Raw genomic sequence first — 20,315 nt, forward strand, 5'->3', positions numbered from 1 at the left:
GTTCCTTGCTGTGAGAGGTTTCGGGCAGGGTGGGGCGACCGGCGGCGCGGCGGGGGAGCCCGGGCCGGGAGTTCGGGGGGGGTGGGGGTGCGTCAGACGCGCGCCGGGCGGCGGCTCCTGGCGCGGGGGACGACCAGCGGGGTGCCGGTCTCGGGGTCGGGGACGACCTGGCAGGGCACCTGGAAGACGCTCTCCACCAGCTCGGCGGTGAGCACCTCGGCCGGTGCCCCGGCGGCCATCAGGTGACCGTCCTTCAGCACCACCAGGTGGTCGGCGTACCGGGCCGCCTGGCCGAGGTCGTGCAGCACCATCACCACGGTGCGCCCGGCCTCCTCGTGCAGGTCGGCGACCAGGTCGAGCACGTCCAGCTGGTGGCGCAGGTCGAGGAAGGTGGTCGGCTCGTCCAGCAGCAGCAGATCGGTGTCCTGGGCCAGCGCGAGCGCGATCCAGGCCCGCTGCCGCTGGCCCCCGGAGAGTTGGTCCACCGGCCGGTCGCGCAGCTCCGCCGTCCCGGTCCGGGTCAGCGCCTCCTCGACGGCGGCCTGGTCGGCGGCCGACCAGGGGCTGAGCATCCGCTGGTGCGGGTACCGGCCGAGCCGGACCAGCGACTCCACGGTGATCGCCTCGGGGGTGACGGGCTGCTGCGGCAGCAGGCCGAGCCGCTTGGCCAGCGCACGGGCGGGCATCCGGTGGATGTCGGAGCCGTCCAGGGTGACGGTGCCGGCCGCCGGGGCCAGCAGCCGGGTGAGGCCGCGCAGGAGGGTGGACTTGCCGCAGGCGTTCGGGCCGACGATCGCGGTCACCGCACCACCGGGCAGGGTGAGGTCCAGGCCGTCGACGATCACGCGGTCGCCGTAGCGCAGCTGGAGACCGGCGGTGGCCAGCTGGTCGGGCTTGACGGTCATGCGTTCCTCCCCTGGGGCAGCCGCCCCTGGCGGATCATCAGGACCAGCAGCCAGGGCGCACCGAGGGTCGCGGTGACGGCGCCGACCGGCAGGCCGTGGACGGGCAGCAGGTTGAGCACCGCGTAGTCGGAGCCGAGCAGCAGCAGGGCGCCGGTGAGCGCGGTCAGGACGAGGGTGCCCGGGGTGGGCGGTCCGGCCAGGAAGCGGACCAGGTGCGGCACCGCCAGGGCGACGAAGGAGACCGGGCCGGTCAGCCCGGCGGCCAGCGAGGCCAGCGTGACGGTGAGCAGCAGCAGGGCCAGCCGGGTGCGGTGCGGGTCCAGCCCGAGGCCGCCGGCCGAGTCGTCGCCCAGGTCCAGCACCGCGACCTGACGGTTCAGCAGGAAGGCCAGCACGGTGAGCACGGCGATCGCGGAGCCGCAGAGCTGGATCTCGGTCCAGTTCCGCCCGTAGAGCGAGCCGGTGGTCCACTGCATCGCGGAGGAGGCCAGCTCGGCCGGGAAGCGGACGATCATCAGGTTGACCGCGGCCGCGAGACCGGACTGCACGGCCAGGCCGACCAGGACCAGCCGGGTGACGGCGATCTTCGAGCGCCAGGCGAAGCCGCCGAGCAGCAGCGCGGCCAGCAGGCCGCCGCCCAGCGCGGCCAGCGGGATGAGCAGTTGCGAGGCGCCCAGCGCCAGCATCAGCACCGCGCCGAAGGAGGCGCCGCCGGTCACGCCGACCACGTCGGGCGAGGCCAGCGGATTGCGGAACAGACGCTGCAGCAGCGATCCGGCCACCGCCAGCGCGGCGCCCGCGATCAGGGCGGAGACCACCCGGGGGGCACGGAACTCCTGCACCACCAGCACGTCGCCCGAGTCGCCCAGACCGACCAGCGCGCGCAGCGCGTCCAGCAGCGGGAGCTTCACCTGACCGGTGCTCAGGGCCAGCCCGGTGAGCAGCACCAGAGCGGCCGTCAGGGCCAGGCCGATCAGCAGGGTGCGGCGGCGCTGCCGGGCGAGGGCGCCGCCGCGCGGGGAGGTGGCGGGAGCGGTGAGGACGCTGGTCATCAGCGGGCCGCCTTCCGGGCCAGGACCGCCAGCAGCGGGGCGCCGAGGAAGGCCGTGACGATCCCGACCTCGATCTCCGAGGGGCGCACCACCAGGCGGCCGAGCACGTCGGCGGCGAGCAGCAGCACCGGGCCGCCGATCATGCAGCCGGGCACCAGCCAGCGGTGGTCGTTGCCGAGGAAGGGGCGGAGCAGGTGGGGTGCGGCCAGCCCGATGAAGGCCACCGGCCCGGCCACCGCGACGGCGGTACCGGCCAGCAGGATCACCGCGAGCCCGCCGAGCACCCGGATCCGGGCCACCGGGACGCCCAGCGACTGGGCCGTCTCGTCGCCGAGCGCCAGTGCGTTCAGCGCGGGGGAGACCAGCAGGGCCAGCACCAGGCCGAGCAGCAGCAGCGGCAGCACCGGGTAGAGCACGTCCAGGCTGCGGCCGCCGATCGAACCGGCCAGCCAGAACCGGGCCTCGTCCAGGGTGCGGCGGCTGGCCAGCATCACGGCCGAGGTCCAGGCGGTGAGCACGGCGGTCAGCACGGTGCCGCCGAGGGCCAGCCGGACGGGGTCCAGGTCGCCCGAGCGGCGGGCCATCGAGTAGGCCAGCACGGCGGCGCCGGCCGCACCTGCGAGGGCGAACCAGACGTACTCGATCGGCTGACTCAGCTTCAGGGTGAAGATGGCCACCACCACGGCCAGGCTGGCGCCGGCGTTGATCCCGAGGGTGGTGGGGGCGGCCAGCGGGTTGCGGGTGACGCCCTGGGCGACCGCCCCGGCCGCGCCGAGCGCGGCGCCGACCGCGAGCCCGATCACCGTGCGGGGGACCCGCAGGCCGGTGACCACGTCGGCGTCGCCTCCGGTGAGCCGCCCTGACAGCGCGTCAAGGACGGTGCCCAGCGGGATCGGTCGCGTCCCGAGGGCGAGGCTGAGCGCCGTGCACAGCACGAGCGCGGCGAGACCGACGAGCAGGACGAGGGATCGCCTGGCCGCGGAGGTCCGCTGCGCCGGGGCTGTGGACTCCGGCTGGTCGGTGGTGAGCACAGGTCAGGATCTTAGGTTAGCTTGCCCTAAGTGAGTCAAGCCGGGGCTCGGCTCTTTCTCATCTCGCCCCGATGTCTATAAGGTGAGGCTCACCTTATTCGATCTAGGAGATCCGATGCTCCAGGTGGTGCCCGCAGCGCCCTCCGAGGCCGCCCGGCTGGCCGACGTGCTGCGCGAGGTGGTCGACGTCTGTGGGACGCTCCGTGTCCGGATCATCGAATCCGGCCAGGACGGGCCGACGGCCCGTCAGGGCTGGCTCCCGGTCTCCGAACTCCCCTTCCGGATCGAGGACCTGATCGCCGGTGAGGTGACCCGGATCACGGAGGAGCACGGCGCCGTCCCCCGCTCGCACGTGGCCGCCTCCCGCCTGCTGCACCACTACCTCTGGTCCGCCTGCCTGCTCTTCACCGGCCCCTGGTACCTGACCGGCCGGATCCCGGCGATCGACCCGTCGCAGCTCTGGATCTCCCCCGCGACGGGGGACCTGACGCTCCGTCCGGGCTGCTCCGCCCCCGGCGACGAGGACGGGCTCCGGGCCGCGGTGGCCGCCCACGTCACCCCCGTGCTGGAGGCCTTCCGGCCGCACGTGAAGCGTGGGGACCGCGCCCTGTGGGGGATGGTGACGGACGACCTGGTCTCCGGCATCTGGTACCTCGGCCGGATGCTCGGCCAGGAGGAGCACGCCGCCCGCACCGCCGCCGCCGTCCTCCCCGGCTCCACCGCCCCCTTCCCCGGCGGCGCCGACTTCCGCCGCCTGCCCGGCACCGAGGGCCGCACCCACCTCACCCGGACCCGCCTCGGCTGCTGCCTCTACTACGCCGTCAGCCCGCCCACCGCCTGCGTGACGTGCCCCCGCACCCCCGACGCCGAACGCGTCCCCCGTCTGGAGGCTTGAACCGTCCGGCAGTTGACGGAGAGCGCGAGGCGGTCTGTGCCGGTCGCGGTTGTTTCCCTACCGTGGTGCTGTCCGGCCTCCGCCACTTCCTGAGGGCGGCGGAGGCCGGCCGCACCAGGCCGCGCCAGGCTGCGCCCCGCAGGGGCGCGAGGCTCTGCTGATCTGCCGCTCCGCGGCGTGGGCGCGCAGGGGAACGGCAACACGTGCAACTGGCTCGTCTGCCCCGATCTCACGCTGGTCCGCCTTCCGTACTCGCGCAGTTCCTCGCGCCCCTGAGGTCGCTGCCTTCCGGGTCGTCCGGCGTCAAGCGACAGCGGGGCGGTAGCGGTCGGCGGTGGCGGTCGTGGCGGTGAGGAGCAGGGCGCCGAGGGCGAAGCAGGCCGTCAGGGTGAAGGGCGCGGTGGAGCCGTAGGACTCCGCGAGGCGCCCGGCGGCCAGGGTGCCGGCGGCCTGGGCCAGGGTGATGGAGCTGACCAGGGCGGCCATCGCCTCGCCCAACCGGGCGGTGGGGACGGTCCGTTCGACCAGGCCGAACATCGTGATCATCTGCGGGGCGACGGCCAGCCCGAGGCCGCCGACCGCCAGGGCCAGGCCGGTCACCGTGGAGACCAGCAGCAGCGGCAGCGCCGCCGCGAGCAGCAGCCCCGCCGACACCCGCAGTCGCAGCGGCAGGTCCCAACGGGAGGGCAGGCCTGCGGTGATGACGCCCGCCACCGCGCTGGTGCCGCCCATCAGGCCGTAGACCAGCCCGGCTGCCCCCGGGTGTCCGAAGGCCTCAGCGGAGGCGGTGACCCCGACCTGGACCGAGCCGAAGCAGGCGCCGAGCAGCCCCATCCCGCCCAGCAGCAGCGCGTACGGCACGCTCAACAGCCGCCCGGGTGACCGCTGTTGGGTCGCGTGGCCGGGCGCCGCGGTGGGGTGGAGCGCGAACAGTGTGCCGCAGACCGCGACCAGCCCGGCCGCGACCAGCAGCCCCGCCGCCGGGTCGATGAGGGTGGCGAGCAGGCCGATCACGGCCGGCCCGGCCGTGAAGCTGATCTCGTCCACGGTGCCGTCCAGCGAGAGCGTCGCCGAGGTCAACTCCCCGTCGCCGTCGGCCAGTCGGATCCATCGGCTGCGCGAGAGCGGCCCGATCAGCGGCACCGAGAGTCCGATCAGGGTGGCGGCGGCGAGCTGCAGCGCGAAGGCGGCGTCCAGCCGGGAGCCGAGCACCAGGCCGAGGATCGCCAGCGCGTTGACGAGGGCGGCGGGCAGGCCGATCCGGCGCTGGCCGTGCCGGTCGGCCAGCCGGCCGACCAGCGGGCCGCCGGCCGCCTGGCCGAGGGCCAGCACGCCGGTCGCGGCCGAGCCGCGCCAGACGCTTCCGGTGTCGTGGGTGACCAGCAGCAGGGCGCCGATCGGGCACATCGCGTTGGGCAGCCGGCCGAGCGCGGACCAGAGCAGGACCCGCCCGCCGGTCAGCCGTGCGGCGGTCGCGAACGTGGAGAAGACAGCGGCCATCCCAGCCCCCCGGGAGTCCGGGCCGGTCTCGGGGCGCCCGCCTCCCGTCCACCGGCCCTGAGGAGTGGTCATCCCGCGGGTGCGTGACCCGACCCTAGGCAACGGGGGTCGGGTGAAGGAACAGTGCGATCACCCAAGCAGGACACCCCCTGACGGACCGTGACAGGGGGCGTCCTACGAACCGGACGGGCCGCGACCCCTCACGGGCCGCCCGGCAGGACTACTTAGGTAACCCTAAGTTGGCTCCGTCCCGGTGCGCAAGCCGTCTCAGGATTCGATCAGCGCCCGGTACTCCGCCGTCACCCGGCGGTCCATCGCGAGGCCGAACTGGGCGTCCGCCACCGAGCGGGCCAGCGGCCGCAGCCGCTGCACCTTCTCGGCCAGCCGGTCCACCTCACCGGGCGTCAGCTCCGCCACGTGCTCCAGTGAGCCGAGCAGTTGATCGCGGATCAGCGAGGTGAACGCCTCCGCCATCGCGTCCGCGTACTCCTGCGCCCTCCGGCTGACCGTCAGCACCGCCTCCAGCGGGACGCCCTCGGCGACCAGTTCCCGGGTGGCGTCCATCAGCCGGCGGCTGACGTGGGTGATGCCGTCCTCCTCGACCGTGACGTAGCCCTGGGCGATCGACTCGGCGGTGGTGGTCTCGGTCAGCTGCTCGCCGAAGGCGTGCCGCAGCTCGTCCCAGCTGAGGTGGACCGGGGTCTCGTCGGACCAGGGCGCGGTGATCGCGTCCCGCAGCCCGATCAGCCCGGCCACGTCCTGCCCGCTCTCCCCGGCCCCGATCAACTCGGCGATCCCGCCCAGGGTGTGGCCACGCTCCAGCAGTTCGCCGATCACCCGCAGCCGCTCCAGGTGCCGCTCCCCGTACCAGGCGATCCGGCCCTCCCGGCGGGGCGGCTGGAGCAGCTTGCGCTCCCGGTAGAACCGCAGCGTGCGGGAGGTGATCCCGGCCGCCCCGGCCAGCTCCTCGACCCGGTACTCGCGCTCTCCGCGCCGCTGCTCGATCTCCACGGCGCCCAGCATAGGCGCGGTCCGGGTCGACGGAACCACGGAAAACCGATGCCGTCCGCCTTCTTCCACTGAGTGTCAGCAAGGACTACCCTGCCAATCGCGCCAGCAATCACTGGCGCGGTTCTAATGGAGCGGAGACGCCCGCCCCCAGCGCTCCCACCCCACAGGAGGCCGACGCATGGCAGCCAGCCCCAAGCGCACTTCGCAGGTCCCCGCCCCGGCACCGGAGCCCGCGGAGGCCACCGCGGAGCGGGTCCCGCACGTCCGGGTCGCCGTGGTCGGCTCGGGCTTCGGCGGCCTCGGCGCCGGCGTCCGGCTGCGCCGGGCCGGGATCACCGACTTCGTGATCCTGGAGCGGGCCTCCGCGGTCGGCGGCACCTGGCGGGACAACAGCTACCCCGGCTGCGCCTGCGACGTGCCCTCGCACCTCTACTCCTTCTCCTTCGCGCCCAACCCCGAGTGGCCGCGCAGCTTCTCCTTCCAGCCGGACATCCGCGCCTACCTGGAGCGCGTCGCCGACACCTTCGGCCTGCGCCCGCACCTGCGCTTCGACGCCGAGGTGCTGGAGCTGCGCTGGGAGCAGGAGCAGAACCGCTGGCGGGTCACCACCGCGGCCGGCACCTGGACCGCCGACGCCGTGGTCTCCGCGGCCGGCCCGCTGGCCGACCCGCAGATCCCCGACCTGCCGGGCCTGAAGGACTTCACCGGCAAGGTCTTCCACTCCTCCCGCTGGGACCACGACTTCGACCTGACCGGCAAGCGCGTCGCCATCGTCGGCACCGGCGCCTCGGCCGCCCAGATCATCCCGGCCATCCAGCCGAAGGTCGGCAAGCTGACGGTCTTCCAGCGCACCCCCGCCTGGGTCCTGCCGCGCAACGACCGCGAGATCTCCTCCGCCGAGAAGTGGCTGCACGCGGCCCTGCCGCCCACCGGCAAGCTGCGCCGGGGCCTGCTCTTCGCACTCCGCGAGCTCCAGGTGGACGCCTTCGTCCGCCGGCCCGGCCTGCTCAAGCTGGTCCAGCAGCTGGCCGTGCGCAACATCCACCAGGGCATCCAGGACCCCGAGCTGCGGGCCAAGCTGACCCCGGACTACCGGATCGGCTGCAAGCGCATCCTGCTCAGCAACACCTACTACCCGGCGCTCGCCGCCGCCAACACCGAGGTGGTCGCCAGCGGCCTGCGCGAACTGCGCGGCTCCACCCTGGTCGCCGCCGACGGCAGCGAGCACGAGGTGGACGCGGTGGTCTTCGGCACCGGCTTCCACGTCACCGACATGCCCATCGCCCAGCGGGTGTTCGGCGTGGACGGGGTCAGCCTGGCCGAGGAGTGGAAGGACGGCATGGAGGCGCTGCGCGGCTCCACCGTGCGCGGCTTCCCCAACCTGTTCTTCGTCATCGGGCCCAACACCGGCCTCGGCAACAGCTCGATGATCCTCATGATCGAGTCCCAACTGAACTACCTGATCGACGCGTTGACCACGCTGGACCGGATCGGCGGCGGCGCCCTGCAGCCCACCGCCCGGGCCCAGCGCCAGTGGAACCTCGAACTCCAGCACAAGATGGACCGCACCGTCTGGTCCACCGGCGGCTGCCTCAGCTGGTACCTGGACGGCAGCGGCAAGAACACCGTGCTCTGGCCCGGTTCCACCAGCTCCTTCCGCCGTGCCACCCGCCGGATCGACCTCGCCGAGTACGAGGTGGTCCGCCGCCCGGCGGTGACCGTTTCCGTGACGGACCCTCAGGAGGCCCTCGCATGACCGCACTTCCGCCCGACTGCGTGATGCCCGTCCCCGCGGAGGAGTACCGGATCCGCTCGGAGGACGGCCACTGGATCCACGCCGCCGCCTTCGGCCCCGAGGACGCCCCGCTGGTCGTGCTGGCCCACGGCTGGACCTGCTCCACCCTCTTCTGGGCCCCGGTCATCCGGCGGCTCGCCGCCGACCACCGGGTGGTCGCCTACGACCAGCGCGGCCACGGCCGCAGCGACGTCCCGCCCACCGCCGCCGGGTACTCCACCGCGAAGCTCGCCGACGACCTGGAGGCGGTGCTGCTGCGGGTGGTCCCGGACGGGCACCAGGCCGTGGTCGCCGGCCACAGCATGGGCGGCATGACCATCATGGCCGCCGCCGAACGCGGTGAGGTGGCCGCCCGCACCGCCGCCAACCTGCTCTGCTCCACCGGGCCGGGCGACCTGCTGGCCGAGCTGAACGTGGTGCCCGCCGCCGTGCCGCGGCCCCTCCGCTCCTTCCTGGGACGGCAGTTGCTGCAGTCCCGGATGCCGCTCGGCCGCTCCAGCGCCGTCAGCCGGGCCGCCCTGAAGTACGCCACCATGGGCCCCGACACCACCGCCGACCGGGTCGCCGCGACGGCGGAGGTGGTGCACGCCTGCCCGACCGGCGTCCGGTATCGCTGGTCCCGGGTGCTGGGCACCCTCGACCTCTACGCCCAGGTCGCCAAGCTCGCCGCCCCCACCGCGGTGCTGGTCGGCACCCACGACCGGCTCACCCCGCCGGTGCACTCCCACCGGCTGCTCTCCGCCCTGCCGGCCCCCGCCGGGCTGGTCGAACTGCCGCGGATCGGCCACATGGCCCCGGTCGAACGGCCCGCCGAGGTCGCCGACGAGATCCGCCGCCTGGCCGCCGCGCACCTGCCCGCCGCCGGCCTGCCCGCCGCCCGTCCCTCGCGCTCCAGGAAGGCCGCCTCATGAGCCCCCAGCTGAACGGTCAGGTCGTCGTCGTCACCGGGGCCGCCCGCGGCGTCGGCGCCCTGACGGCCCGCAAGCTCGCCGAACGCGGCGCCCGCCCCGCCCTGGTCGGCCTGGAGCCCGCCGAGCTCAAGGCCGCCGCTTCTCTCTGCGGTCCGTCCGCCACCTGGCACGAGGCCGACGTCACCGACCTCGCCGGGCTGCAGACGGTGGCCGGCGAGATCCTCGCCCACCACGGCCGGATCGACGCCGTGATGGCCAACGCCGGCATCGCCATCGGCGGCCCGCTGGTGGACTCCGACCCGCGCACCTTCGACCGCGTCATCGAGGTCAATCTGCTCGGCAGCGTCGCCACCGCCCGGGCCTTCCTCCCCGCCCTCACCGAGAGCCGCGGCTACCTGCTCCAGATCGCCTCGCTGGCCGCCATGACCCCCGCCCCGCTGATGGCCGCCTACTGCGCCTCCAAGGCCGGCGTCGAGGCCTTCGCCCACTCGCTGCGCGCCGAGGTCGCCCACCAGGGCGTCAAGGTGGGTGTCGGGTACCTGAGTTGGACCGACACCGACATGGTCCGCGGCGCCGACCAGGACGACGTCCTGCGCCAGATGCGCGCCCGCCTCCCCTGGCCGGCCAACAAGACCTACCCCCTGCCCCCGGCGGTGGACCGCATCGTCGACGGCATCGCCCGCCGCTCCGCCCACGTCTACGCCCAGCCCTGGCTGCGCGCCATGCAGCCCCTCCGCTGGACCCTCCCCACCCTGATCGCCGCCGTCGGCTCCCGCGACGTCGCCAAGCTCGCCCCCCAGCTCAAGGCCACCGCCGCCACCCGCCTCCGCCCCGTCGGCGCCGGCGGCGAAGCCGACACCACGCGCCCGGCCCACTGACCCCACGCCCGAGGGGCGGCCCTCCCGCTGCGTGCGGGAGGGCCGCCCCTCGGGCGTCCCCCTGCTGTCCGGCCAACCCTCACGGGCTACCCGTCAGTGTCGAGCCACCTGCCGTACTCGAGCGCGTCGTCCCGGACCGGACCGGCGACCGGCAGTCGCTTCCACCACCAGCCCTGGTCCTCGACCTCGTCGCCGGCGTTGCGCGCGACGAGCATCCGCGGATCGTCCTCCGTGAACGAGCGGTAGCGCTCGTCCGGCCCCCTGGCGGCCAGGGCCAGGGCCTCGCGCAACTCCTCCGGAGCGGCCCCGATCTCCCGCTCCACCCGGTCACGGAAGTACAGCGCCCCCGCCATGTCGTACGCGTTCCACCGCCCTGACCGCCCGGAGCCCTCCACGGCCCCCTCGGTCTCTGCGGCCAGACGGGCGACGTCCTGCGCCCAGAACTCCAACAGCTCCCGGAGCCGGACCGTCCGGTCGGGCGAGAGCCGCACCGCGGTCCCGTCCAGGAACTCTTCCAAGCGCTGCGCCTCGTGCCTCACTTGCCCTGTTCCGTGCCGGCGGACCTGATGTCCGTCGCTGTGTCGTTCCGGCAGTGGGTGTCGAAGTGTCGGCGCACCACCAGCAGGTTTCGCCGGTGGATGACGGTGGGTGCCTCAGCGTGCATGGCGGATGAAGTCCGGGACGCCTTCGGTGGCTGCCGGGTCGTGGATCGACCTGATGGCGGCGCCGTCCGGGGCGCGGAGGCGGGAGAGCGAGATGCCGTGCAGGCAGGCGTCGCACCAGAGGAGCCCGTAGCCGATCCGAGTGCCGGGGTCGACGACGTACCTGACGGCGAGTCGGTCCCGGGAGCAGTCCGGGCACGGGAGCGCGCCCGGGTCGCCCCGCAGGTCGGCCACCCGTCCCAGGGTCCGGACCCATGTGTCGTGGTTGGCCATCGGGTTCGGCTCCTGTCGTTGCCGTGCCTGTTCTTCCTTCATCGCCCCGGCCCGGCGCATCATCTCGTCGGCGAGGTGGTGCCAGGTCGGGCCCCAGCAGCGGAGGTCGGCGCCGGCGGTGTGCAGCAGGTCGGCGTCGTGCGGGCGTTGGAGCACGGCGAGGCGGAAGGCGAGGTTGCGGGCCCAGACCGGCAGCCGTCCCCAGTCCTCGGCCAGGACCTCCTCCAGGACGGCGACGATCTCGTCGGCGTCGGTGAAGGTGACGATCTCGACGAAGTCGGTCACCGGCTCTTCGAAGTGGACACCGGGTTCGCGCTCGCCGATGAACCAGCGGCAGATCTGCCGGAAGTCGGAGGGCATGGGACCTCCTGGTCAGAGGGCGCGGGCGAGGGTGAGGGTGCCGGCGATGACGGCGGTGGTGGCGGTGCGTTCGTGGTCGCGGAAGGCTTGGGAGGGGTCGGGGCTGACGGGGGTGGTGTCGCGGGGGGTGAGGCCGTTGGGGTGTTGGGCGGCGCAGAGGCGTTCCCAGGGGTCGAGGCCGCAGACCGGGGTGCCGGTGCAGGCGTCGGCGGCGAGGAGCATGGTGACCAGGTCCCACTGGCCGGTCTCCAGCCAGACGTCGACCCAGACCGGGAGCCAGGTGTGGAGGTAGCTGCGGAGGGGCTCGGGCATCCGGTCCGGTTCGGCGCCCCAGTCGGTGAGGTGGAAGGCGGTCTGGGCGAGGTGGTGGCCGGTGGACCAGTCGATGGTCCAGGGTTCGGGGGTGGCGCCGAGCCAGGTGGCGGCGGCCAGGGCGGCCCAGTCCGTGCGCTGGTGGGGGAGGCCGGTGATGCGGCGGGCGTTGGCCACGGCGAGGCGGTGGTGGGGGAGGAGTTCGACGGCGTCGGCGGCCCGCAGGGTGGTGAGGGTGCGCAGCAGTTCGTCCAACTCCCGGTGCCGGTACCCGACTCGGGCGAAGTGCGCGTAGGCCTCCAGCGGGTCGGTCGCCCGGGGGAAGCGCAACTGCCGTTCGTAGAGCAGGTTCCCGCCCTGGAGCTGGTGCCAGCAGAACTCGAGGGTCTCGCCCGCCGCCGCCTGGTCGCGGCGCCCGGCGACGCCGTCCCGCAGGACGAGCGAGGCGGCCAGGGCGGATTCGCCGAGCGGGGTGTAGGCGGTGTCGGGGGCGGACGGGTCCACGGTCGCGTCGGGCGGGAAGGCGCCGTGGCCGAGTTGGTGGGCCCGGTGCAGCCAGTGCAGGGCTCGGGAGGAGAGCTGCTGGGCGGCGTGCAGGAGGCGGTCCGTCATCGGATTCCCCGGGTGGCCAACAGGCGTTCGGTGATGGTGAGTTGGAGGGCGGTGCGGCTGCTTCCGTCGCCGGTGAGGCGGAGTTCGGCGAGCAGCGGGGGCAGTCGGAGGGCGGGCGGCAGCGGGCCAGGGCCGGGGTCGGGGAAGTGGGTGAGCCAGGCGCACCAGCGGAGCAGGCGCAGGGCGGTGCGGTGGTCGCCGCGGAGCGCGGCGCGGACGGTGCCTCGGGCCAGCGCGAGGGGTTCGCGGCGGACGGAGCGGTGGACGGGGCCGTCCAGGCCGGGCAGTGCGAGCGGTGCCAGCACGGCGAGTTGGGCCGACCAGCGCTGCCAGGAGTCGGCGGGGTCGGGGGTGCGGTCGGGCTGGGGGACGGGGTGCGCGGCGAGCAGGCCGGAGGTGTGGTCGAGCCAGGCGGTGGTGAGGGGGTCGGTGGAGGGCGGGAAGACGGTGAGGGCGGCGGCGAGGGCGGTGGCGGTGCGGCGGTCGGGGGCGGTGCGGGTGAGGAGTTGGGGGGCGAAGAGGTCCGGGCCGAGCAGGCGGAGCGCGGCGAGCTCGGCCGGGTCGGTGGGGTGGGGCGGGGTGACGGGGCGCTCGGCGCCGTCCAGGGCGTCCAGGACGCGGTCGGCGAGGCGCTCGGCGGCGGCGGTGTACTGGTCCCGCAGGACGGTGCTCGGCACGGGGCGACTCCTCGAACGTGGTGATGCCAGGGGCGCGGGGAACTGCGCGCAGGGGAACGGCAGCACGTGCAACTGGCTGACGTGCCCCGACCTCACGCTGGGCCGCCTTCCGGACTCGCGCCCGCGCGGCGGAGCCGCAGATCAGCAGAGCCTCGCGCCCCCGGAGGCGTGGCCACGTTCCGAGCGGGAGAAGTGTCCCCCTGGGCCCGGTGGGACGGCGGGCGCCAGGGGGACGGGGTCAGCCGCGTTCCTCGGGGGGTCTGACCGGGCGCCGTTCCGGGGTGGTCCTCGGGGTGAGGAGGAGGGCGCCGGCGGCCTCGGGACGGTGGGCCGGTGCGGCACTGAGCGTCGTCTCGCCCTCGGCCAGCAGGGCGGCCAGCGCGGCACGTGCGGCCGGGCCGGCGTCCGGTCTTATCCCGGTGCGGATCTGAGTGGGCATCAGATGTCTCCTGTTGTTCGGGTGCGGCGTCGACGTTGGCGCCGCACCCGACAACGCTATGAGCACGAATCGACCGGAATGCCCGGGGCGCGCCGGACGTGCCGTCAGATCGGCGGCGACGCGCCGGTGCACGGGTGATTACCGCCGGGTACGGTCGGTCCATGACGACTGTTCTCATCACCGGCGCGACCGCCGGCATCGGCGCTGCCTTCGCCACCCGTCTGGCCAAGGACGGGCGCGACCTGGTGCTGGTCGCCCGTGACGTGCGGCGGCTGGCCGACGCCGCCGCCGAGCTGACCAAGACGTACGGGGTCGAGGTCGAGGTGCTCCCGGCCGACCTGGCCACCGACGAGGGCATCACCGCCGTCGAGGACCGGCTGCGGGCCACCGTGAAGCCGGTGGACATCCTGATCAACAACGCCGGCTTCGGGAACCGCGGGGCGTACCTGACGGTGCCGCTGGAGCAGGAGCTCGACATGCTCAAGGTGCACGTCGAGGCGATCCTGCGGACCACCTCGGCCGCGATCCCGGGGATGCGCGAGCGCGGGTTCGGCGCCGTGGTGAACGTGGCCTCGGTGGCGGCCTTCCTGCCGCGCGGCACGTACGGGGCGACCAAGGCGTGGGTGGTCTCGTTCACCCAGGGCATCGCCCGGGACCTGGGCGGCACGGGCGTGCGGATGATGGCGCTGGCGCCGGGCTTCACCCGGACCGAGTTCCACCAGCGGGCCGGGATGGGCACCAAGAACGTGCCGGGCTGGGGCTGGCTCTCGGCGGAGCGGGTGGTGGACGAGGCGCTGGCCGACCTGGCGCGCGGGCGCTCGCTCTCGGTGCCGGGCAAGCGGTACAAGGCCGTGGTGGCGATCGCCCGGCTGCTGCCGAGCGGCGGCCTGGGCGGCCTGTCCTCCAAGGCGGCCCGGACGTACCGCACCGACTGAGCCCCGGGACCTGACGGCAGATCAGGATCGCAACTCATTATTAGCGCGCCTAACTATGAGCTATGCTCGGTACGCGGGCGGGACACCCCCTGCCCGCGTACCCGGCTCATGGAGGACGCCCGTGCGGCCCGACTCGGTCGACTGGACACCGCCCGCCAGGGAGAAGGACGAACCGCGCCCACCGGCGCAGTGGCGCCGGATCCTGGTCCTGTTCCGCCCCTACCGGTGGCGGCTGCTGCTCGTCGGGCTGCTGGTGGCGGCGTCCGCCGTGGTCTCGGTGGTGACGCCGTTCCTGCTCCGCGCGGTGCTGGACACCGCCATTCCGCAGGGCCGCACCGGGCTGCTCACCCTGCTGGCGCTCGGCATGGTCGCGACCGCCGTGGTCAGTTCGGTCTTCGGGGTGCTGCAGACGCTGATCTCCACCACCGTCGGCCAGCACGTCATGCACGACCTGCGCACGGCCGTCTACCGGCACCTCCAGCGGATGTCGCTGGCCTTCTACACCCGCACCCGCACCGGTGAGGTGCAGTCCCGGATCGCCAACGACATCGGCGGCATGCAGTCCACCGTCACCTCCACCGCCACCTCCCTGGTCTCCAACCTGACCGGTGTGGTGGCCAGCGTGGTCGCCATGGTCGCGCTGGACTGGCGGCTCACCGTGGTCTCGCTGCTGCTGCTCCCGGTCTTCGTCTGGATCAGCCGCCGGGTCGGCAACGAGCGCAAGAGGATGACCACCCAGCGGCAGAAGCAGCTGGCCGCGATGAGCTCGGCCGTCCAGGAGTCGCTGTCCGTCAGCGGCATCCTGCTCGGCCGCACCATGGGCCGCTCCGGCTCGCTCTCCGACGACTTCGACCGGCAGTCCGCCGACCTGGCCGACCTGGAGGTGCGCACCTCGATGGCCGGGCGGTGGCGGATGGCCACCATCGGGATCGTGATGGCCGCCATGCCGGCCGTCATCTACTGGGCCGCCGGGATGGCGGTCGCGGGCGGCGCGCCGTTCGTCTCGATCGGCACCCTGGTCGCCTTCGTCTCGCTCCAGCAGGGGCTGCTGCGGCCGACCGTCAGCCTGCTCTCCACCGGCGTGCAGGTGCAGACCTCGCTGGCGCTGTTCCAGCGGATCTTCGAGTACCTGGACCTGCCGGTGGAGATCGCCGAGCCGGCCGAGCCGGTCCGCCCGGCGGCCGTCCGCGGCGACGTGGTCTTCGAGGGCGTGGAGTTCCGCTACCACCCCGAGCAGGAGCGGCCCACGCTGACCGGCATCGACCTCAAGGTCCCGGCCGGCGGCTCGCTGGCCGTGGTCGGCGAGACCGGCTCCGGCAAGACCACGCTCAGTTACCTGGTGCCCCGGCTCTACGACGTGACGGGGGGTCGGGTGACGCTGGACGGCACCGACGTGCGGGAGCTGGCCTTCGACACCCTGGCCGGGGCGGTCGGCGTGGTCTCCCAGGAGACCTACCTGTTCCACGCCTCGGTGGCGGACAACCTGCGCTTCGCCAAGCCGGGGGCCACCGACGAGGAGCTGGAGGAGGCCGCCAGGGCCGCCCAGATCCACGAGCTGATCGCCGCCCTGCCGCAGGGCTACGACACCGTGGTCGGCGAGCGCGGCTACCGCTTCTCCGGCGGCGAGAAGCAGCGGCTGGCGATCGCCCGCACCGTGCTGCGCAACCCGCCGGTGCTGATCCTGGACGAGGCCACCAGCGCGCTGGACAACCAGACCGAACGAGCGGTCCAGCAGGCGGTGGACGCCCTCTCCGAGGGCCGTACCACCATCACCATCGCGCACCGGCTCTCGACCGTCCGCCGGGCGGACCAGATCGCGGTGCTGGACGGCGGACGGGTGGCCGAGCTGGGCACCCACGAGGAGCTGCTCGCGCTGGACGGGCGGTACGCGGCGCTGCTGCGCCGCGAGCTGCCGGCCGGGGTCGAGGGGGAGACGGAGCGTCAGGCCGCCATCGGGCGCTCGTTGTAGACCTCGGCCAGCTCCTGGCCGGAGAGCTCGTGGATCGCCGCCATCACCCGGTCGGTGACCTCGCGGCGGGCCCTGGCCGAGCGGGCCTGGCCGTGCAGCTCGTCGAAGTGCAGCGGCTCGCCGAAGCGGACGGTGACCTTCTTCAGACGCGGAACGCGCTTTCCGACCGGCAGGATCTCCTGCGGGCCCTCCAGCGCCACCGGCACCACCGGCACCCCGGCGGTCAGCGCCAGCCAGGCCACCCCGGTCTTGCCGCGGTAGAGCCGGCCGTCCAGCGAGCGGGTGCCCTCGGGGTAGATGCCGAAGGCCTTGCCGTCGTTCAGGATCTCCAGCGCCGACTCCAGCGAGGCCTGGGCCGAGCGGTAGGTGCCGCGCTCGACCGGCACCGCGTTGATCGCGGTGAAGAAGGCCTTCGAGAGCGCGCCCTTGAGGCCGGTGCCGGTGAAGTACTCGGCCTTGGCCAGGAAGAACACCTGGCGCGGCGCGGTCAGCGGGATCACCACGCTGTCGACGAAGGACAGGTGGTTGCTGGCCAGGATCACTCCACCACCGCGCGGCACGTTCTCCAGCCCCTCGATGACGGGGCGGTAGACCGCCTTCGCCAGGGGCTTGAGCACGAGCTTGGTGATGAGGTTGATCATCTGGTCTCCCTGGCCGGCCGGTGGTCGCACTAAGTTCCCGCCCGGTAACTTCGGACGAGGCCAGTCCGCAGGTTACGTCATCGACCCGGCCGCCCGTCCACTGCTCCGCTCCGTGGACGGTGCGATCCGCGTCACGCCGGGCGGTGTGGAATGTCCGTGTTGGGGTGCTCTTCTGACGGATCGTCGCCCTCGCCCTGCGCAGCGGAGTACATCCGCAGGGTGTCGGCCGCCGCCCGGGCCAGCAGCCGGCGGGCCTCCGGCGGCGTCAGCACCTCCACGTCGGTGCCGAACGGCAGCAGCGTCCGGGCCTCCTCGAGCGCCCCGAAACCGAACTCCGCCAGCACGTGTGACGGACCGTCCGCCACCGGCGGGCCGAGCAGTGAGGAGGCGTGGATCCGCAGCAGCAGGTCCAGCCGCCGCCGGTGCACCCGGGCCCGCACCCGTACGTCGTCCCGCTGCCGCTCCACCCTCGCCCGCAACCCGCCCCACACCTCGGCCAGCCCCGCCCCGTCCCGCCGCCGCACCGGCACCCCGGTACTGCGGGCCCGCAGCACCCGGTCGGCGCGGAACAGCCGCGGCTCCCCGTCCAGGTCCGCCACCAGGTACCAGACGCCCGCCTTGCTCACCAGGCCGTACGGGTCCACGGTGTACGCGCTCGGCCCCGTCGCCCTGCCGTGGCGGTAGTCGAGCTCCAGGCGGCTGTCCTCGAAGACCGCCCGCTGGAGCTCGCCCAGGTCGGCCGGGCCGGGCGCGGCCGGACCCTTGGCCCAGCGCGCCGGGTCGACCAGGATCCGCTCGCTGATCCGCTCCGCCTCCGGCCGGTGCGGCGCGGGGAGCGCCGCCATCACCTTGCGCAGTGCCGGACCGATCGCCCCGCCCAGGCCCAGCGCGTCGTGCGTGCCGTCCGTCGCCAGCACGAACAGGGCCCGCGCCTCGTCCGCGGTCAGGCCCGTGACGTCGGTGCGGTAGCCCGGCAGGAGGCGGATCCCCCCGTTGCGCCCGCGCTCGGCGAAGACCGGCACCCCGGCGGCGGAGAGCGCCTCCACGTCCCGGTACACCGTGCGGACGGAGACCTCCAGGCGCTCGGCCAGCTCGGAGGCCGGCACCAGCCCGCGGGTCTGGAGCAGCAACATGATCGACAGCAGACGGTCGGCTCGCACGGGGATCAGCGTAAAACCTGACAGTGGATGGCAGGTAATGGCGGCAGAGTGCGCTCCGTCAGCCCGAGGAACCACTGGAACCCGAGAGGTCCGATCACCATGGACACCAACGCCTTCGACCCCCGTCCCGACTACCTGCGCGCCCTCGAACAGCTGGAGAAGCTGCTGCTCCTGGTCGCCCCCGAGCAGCTGGAGCGGCCGACCCCGTGCGACGGGTTCGACCTGCGTGCGCTGCTCGGCCACACCGTGGGCGGCGTCCACCGGATCGCCTACGTGGGGGAGGGCGGGTTGAGCCTGGACGTCGCCGCCTCGGTGGGCGAGGTCGGTGACGGGGAGTGGGCACAGGCGCTCGGACGGGCGCGGGAGCGGGCGGCGGCCGCCTGGGCCGAGGACGCCAAGCTCGACCGCCCGTCCTCCGTGCCGTGGGGCACCATGCCGGGCCGCTTCGCGCTGGGCGGCTACGTGATGGAGGCCGTCACCCACACCTGGGACATCGCCCAGGTGGTCGACCCCGCCGCCCAGTTCGACGAGGAGCTCGCCCTCGGAGCCCTCGCCGTCGCCCGCCAGGTCCTCCCGGCGGACGGCCGCGACGCCACCGTCCCCTTCGGGCCCGTCCGCCCCGCCCCGGCCGACGCCGGCCCGACGGCCCAGCTCGCCGCCTGGCTCGGGCGCGACGTCCGGTAACCCTCGTGGGGCTGGAGGAGGGGGCGCGGGTGGTTGCGCCCCGCAGGGGCGCGGGGAACTGCGCGCGGGGGAACGGCAGCACGTGCAACTGGCTGACGGCGGTTCAGTTGCCGGTGGGCCGCCTTCCGATTCGCGCAGTTCCTCGCGCCCCCGGGGTGACCACTTTCCTCGTGCCGGCCTACCGCTTGATCGCCTTGCGGAGCCTGCCCGGGAGGGTGCCGCCGCGGCGGAGCTCGTTGTAGGCGATCCGGGAGTTGCGGGCGGCGAGGCGGTACTGGATGCCGCGGATGCCGCCGGGGAAGCGGTAGCCGGCCGGGCGGTGGCGGGCGAAGTGGGCGGCGATCCGGGCGAAGAAGTCGGGCCGGAGTTCGGTGGGGACCAGCCCGGGGGTGTCGTAGACGGTGAGGGCCTGACGGACCGTCCGGTCGAAGACCAGCTGTCGCATCGCGGGCCCCGGGTCGTTGCCCGGCCGGTCCAGCGTCGCGAAGATCGCGTCGTACTGGGCGAAGGCGTCGGCGTGCTTGGGGGAGGCCGTCGCGGTGATCGCGCCGGGGCGCCCGCGCCGGTAGTTGTAGCAGGAGCGGTCGAGGTAGCGCAGCCGCCCGGTGAGCAGTGCCGGGTAGGTGACGGAGATGTCCTCGTAGAACCCGCGCCCGAACTCCACGCCCAGCCCGAGCAGGAACTCCCACCGGAAGACCTTGTTCCAGACCGACATCACGCTCTGGAAGAGCGCGGGGTGGTCCGCCGCCCGGCAGCCCGCCTCCAGCGGGGAGCCGCGCAGCACGTGGCCCCAGGGATTGGGCTCGGTCGCGCCGTCGGGGTAGACGTGGACGAAGTCGGTGAGCAGGACGTCCACGGGGTGCTCGGCGGCGGCCTCCTTGCGCAGCTCCGCGAGCAGTGCGTCCAGCGTGCCCTCGGGCACCCAGTCGTCGCTGTCCACGAACCAGACGTAGGTCCCGGTGACCTCGGCCATGCCGGCGATCCGGGCGCCGCCCAGGCCCTGGTTCTCCGTCAGGTGCAGCACCTTGAAGCGGGAGTCGCGGGCGGCGTGCGCGTCCAGCAGGGCGCCGCAGCCGTCGGGGGAGAGGTCGTCCACCGCGATGACCTCGACCTCGCCGTCCTGCGGGCCGTCGAGCGACTCCAGGCACTGGGGGAGGAAGCGCTCCACGCCGTGGACGGGCAGCACGATGCTGAGGAGGGGGCTCACGCTGGTTTCACTCCGTGGGGATGCCGGGCCGAGCGGTTGGCGACCGGGTCTGGCGCCACTGTACTGAACCCCGGGAAGGGCCCCGAAAAGGCGACCGCCGGTGCACGCGCCGTGCGAGCGCGGGCACCGGCAGTCCGGTGTTGGCGGTCCGGCCGACCCTCAACGGCCGACCGCCGGTCCCGTCCACCAGGAGCGAGCCGGGCCGCCGCAGCGTCGAGACGGCCGGACAGTGGCTCACCTGGTGTCGGAAGTTCAGTTGTTCAGCTCACGTTCAGCTGTCGAATTCATTCGACCGGAGCTGGCCCGCCTTTCGGCGTCGGTAGAGATATTGCTTGTAGGTTTCGGCCGCGTCAATCCCCTGAATGTGTTCACTTCTTGAATCTTGCGTGACTCGTTGTCGTGAGCC

The 20,315-nt window shown here is 73.8% G+C and carries 20 protein-coding genes; 7 read left to right on the forward strand and 13 right to left on the reverse strand.

Annotation, left to right across the window (positions count from 1 at the left end; translation table 11 throughout):
* Positions 1-92: 92 nt before the first annotated feature.
* Genes ACWCYY_RS00635 through ACWCYY_RS00645 form a run of 3 tightly spaced genes read right to left on the reverse strand, consistent with a single transcriptional unit; the run spans position 93 to position 2,916 of the window.
* Positions 93-905 (reverse strand): ABC transporter ATP-binding protein, encoded by an 813-nt coding sequence (locus ACWCYY_RS00635; RefSeq protein ID WP_380150524.1) that lies wholly within the window; start codon positions 903-905, stop codon positions 93-95.
* Positions 902-1,957: a FecCD family ABC transporter permease gene (locus ACWCYY_RS00640; protein WP_345283393.1), complete on the reverse strand. Its 1,056-nt coding sequence runs from the start codon at positions 1,955-1,957 to the stop codon at positions 902-904. Before ACWCYY_RS00640 ends, ACWCYY_RS00635 begins: the two co-directional genes overlap by 4 nt.
* Positions 1,957-2,916, reverse strand: coding sequence for a FecCD family ABC transporter permease (locus ACWCYY_RS00645; RefSeq protein WP_449794840.1), 960 nt, complete (start codon positions 2,914-2,916; stop codon positions 1,957-1,959). Before ACWCYY_RS00645 ends, ACWCYY_RS00640 begins: the two co-directional genes overlap by 1 nt.
* A gap of 187 nt (positions 2,917-3,103) precedes the next feature.
* Here ACWCYY_RS00645 and ACWCYY_RS00650 point away from each other — a divergent pair, with 187 nt between their 5' ends.
* Positions 3,104-3,883 (forward strand): iron-sulfur protein, encoded by a 780-nt coding sequence (locus tag ACWCYY_RS00650; RefSeq protein ID WP_449794653.1) that lies wholly within the window; start codon positions 3,104-3,106, stop codon positions 3,881-3,883.
* A gap of 303 nt (positions 3,884-4,186) precedes the next feature.
* On the opposite strand, the gene ACWCYY_RS00655 is transcribed toward ACWCYY_RS00650, so the two are convergent.
* Together ACWCYY_RS00655 and ACWCYY_RS00660 are read right to left on the reverse strand one after the other, a co-directional pair.
* Complete coding sequence (locus tag ACWCYY_RS00655) at positions 4,187-5,383, reverse strand: MFS transporter (protein WP_449794654.1); 1,197 nt, start codon at positions 5,381-5,383, stop codon at positions 4,187-4,189.
* Between the two features lie 267 nt (positions 5,384-5,650).
* Positions 5,651-6,394 (reverse strand): MerR family transcriptional regulator, encoded by a 744-nt coding sequence (locus ACWCYY_RS00660; protein WP_449794655.1) that lies wholly within the window; start codon positions 6,392-6,394, stop codon positions 5,651-5,653.
* 178 nt (positions 6,395-6,572) lie between these two features.
* Between ACWCYY_RS00660 and ACWCYY_RS00665 the strand changes: the two genes are divergently transcribed.
* The 3 genes from ACWCYY_RS00665 to ACWCYY_RS00675 are packed head-to-tail and all read left to right on the forward strand — an operon-like array spanning position 6,573 to position 9,978.
* A complete protein-coding gene (locus ACWCYY_RS00665) occupies positions 6,573-8,150 on the forward strand; it encodes a flavin-containing monooxygenase (RefSeq protein WP_449794656.1) in 1,578 nt (525 codons plus the stop codon).
* Positions 8,147-9,100: an alpha/beta fold hydrolase gene (locus ACWCYY_RS00670; protein ID WP_449794657.1), complete on the forward strand. Its 954-nt coding sequence runs from the start codon at positions 8,147-8,149 to the stop codon at positions 9,098-9,100. The genes ACWCYY_RS00665 and ACWCYY_RS00670 overlap by 4 nt, the downstream gene beginning before the upstream one ends.
* Positions 9,097-9,978: an SDR family oxidoreductase gene (locus tag ACWCYY_RS00675; protein ID WP_449794658.1), complete on the forward strand. Its 882-nt coding sequence runs from the start codon at positions 9,097-9,099 to the stop codon at positions 9,976-9,978. Before ACWCYY_RS00670 ends, ACWCYY_RS00675 begins: the two co-directional genes overlap by 4 nt.
* A gap of 86 nt (positions 9,979-10,064) precedes the next feature.
* On the opposite strand, the gene ACWCYY_RS00680 is transcribed toward ACWCYY_RS00675, so the two are convergent.
* The 5 genes from ACWCYY_RS00680 to ACWCYY_RS00700 form a co-directional block, all read right to left on the reverse strand.
* Complete coding sequence (locus tag ACWCYY_RS00680; protein ID WP_449794659.1) at positions 10,065-10,496, reverse strand: hypothetical protein; 432 nt, start codon at positions 10,494-10,496, stop codon at positions 10,065-10,067.
* A 135-nt stretch (positions 10,497-10,631) separates the two neighbouring features.
* Entirely contained in the window at positions 10,632-11,273 is a 642-nt protein-coding gene (locus tag ACWCYY_RS00685) for a hypothetical protein (RefSeq protein ID WP_449794660.1), read from the reverse strand.
* Between the two features lie 12 nt (positions 11,274-11,285).
* The gene (locus tag ACWCYY_RS00690; protein ID WP_449794661.1) at positions 11,286-12,197 is read right to left on the reverse strand and encodes a DUF6895 family protein; all 912 of its coding nucleotides are present in this window, start codon (positions 12,195-12,197) and stop codon (positions 11,286-11,288) included.
* Positions 12,194-12,874, reverse strand: coding sequence for a hypothetical protein (locus tag ACWCYY_RS00695; protein WP_449794662.1), 681 nt, complete (start codon positions 12,872-12,874; stop codon positions 12,194-12,196). The genes ACWCYY_RS00690 and ACWCYY_RS00695 overlap by 4 nt, the downstream gene beginning before the upstream one ends.
* Before the next feature lie 238 nt (positions 12,875-13,112).
* Positions 13,113-13,313: a hypothetical protein gene (locus ACWCYY_RS00700; RefSeq protein ID WP_345283373.1), complete on the reverse strand. Its 201-nt coding sequence runs from the start codon at positions 13,311-13,313 to the stop codon at positions 13,113-13,115.
* Positions 13,314-13,474: 161 nt separating this feature from the next.
* On the opposite strand from ACWCYY_RS00700, the gene ACWCYY_RS00705 reads away from it, so the two are divergent.
* Entirely contained in the window at positions 13,475-14,248 is a 774-nt protein-coding gene (locus ACWCYY_RS00705; RefSeq protein WP_345283371.1) for an SDR family NAD(P)-dependent oxidoreductase, read from the forward strand.
* A gap of 121 nt (positions 14,249-14,369) precedes the next feature.
* The gene (locus tag ACWCYY_RS00710) at positions 14,370-16,217 is read left to right on the forward strand and encodes an ABC transporter ATP-binding protein (protein WP_449794663.1); all 1,848 of its coding nucleotides are present in this window, start codon (positions 14,370-14,372) and stop codon (positions 16,215-16,217) included.
* Here ACWCYY_RS00710 and ACWCYY_RS00715 read toward each other — a convergent pair.
* Positions 16,190-16,858 (reverse strand): lysophospholipid acyltransferase family protein, encoded by a 669-nt coding sequence (locus tag ACWCYY_RS00715; RefSeq protein ID WP_345283368.1) that lies wholly within the window; start codon positions 16,856-16,858, stop codon positions 16,190-16,192. The genes ACWCYY_RS00710 and ACWCYY_RS00715 overlap by 28 nt on opposite strands.
* 131 nt (positions 16,859-16,989) lie before the next feature.
* Positions 16,990-18,018 carry a helix-turn-helix transcriptional regulator gene (locus tag ACWCYY_RS00720; RefSeq protein WP_345283366.1) on the reverse strand — a complete coding sequence of 343 codons (1,029 nt, stop codon included), beginning with the start codon at positions 18,016-18,018 and terminating at the stop codon, positions 16,990-16,992.
* A gap of 99 nt (positions 18,019-18,117) precedes the next feature.
* Here ACWCYY_RS00720 and ACWCYY_RS00725 point away from each other — a divergent pair, with 99 nt between their 5' ends.
* Positions 18,118-18,702, forward strand: coding sequence for a TIGR03086 family metal-binding protein (locus ACWCYY_RS00725; protein ID WP_449794664.1), 585 nt, complete (start codon positions 18,118-18,120; stop codon positions 18,700-18,702).
* A gap of 178 nt (positions 18,703-18,880) precedes the next feature.
* Here the strand turns inward: ACWCYY_RS00725 and ACWCYY_RS00730 are convergent, their stop codons facing one another.
* Positions 18,881-19,909, reverse strand: coding sequence for a glycosyltransferase family 2 protein (locus tag ACWCYY_RS00730; RefSeq protein ID WP_380150523.1), 1,029 nt, complete (start codon positions 19,907-19,909; stop codon positions 18,881-18,883).
* Between the last annotated feature and the right edge of the window lie 406 nt (positions 19,910-20,315).

This window comes from Kitasatospora sp. NPDC001664 (assembly GCF_053596675.1).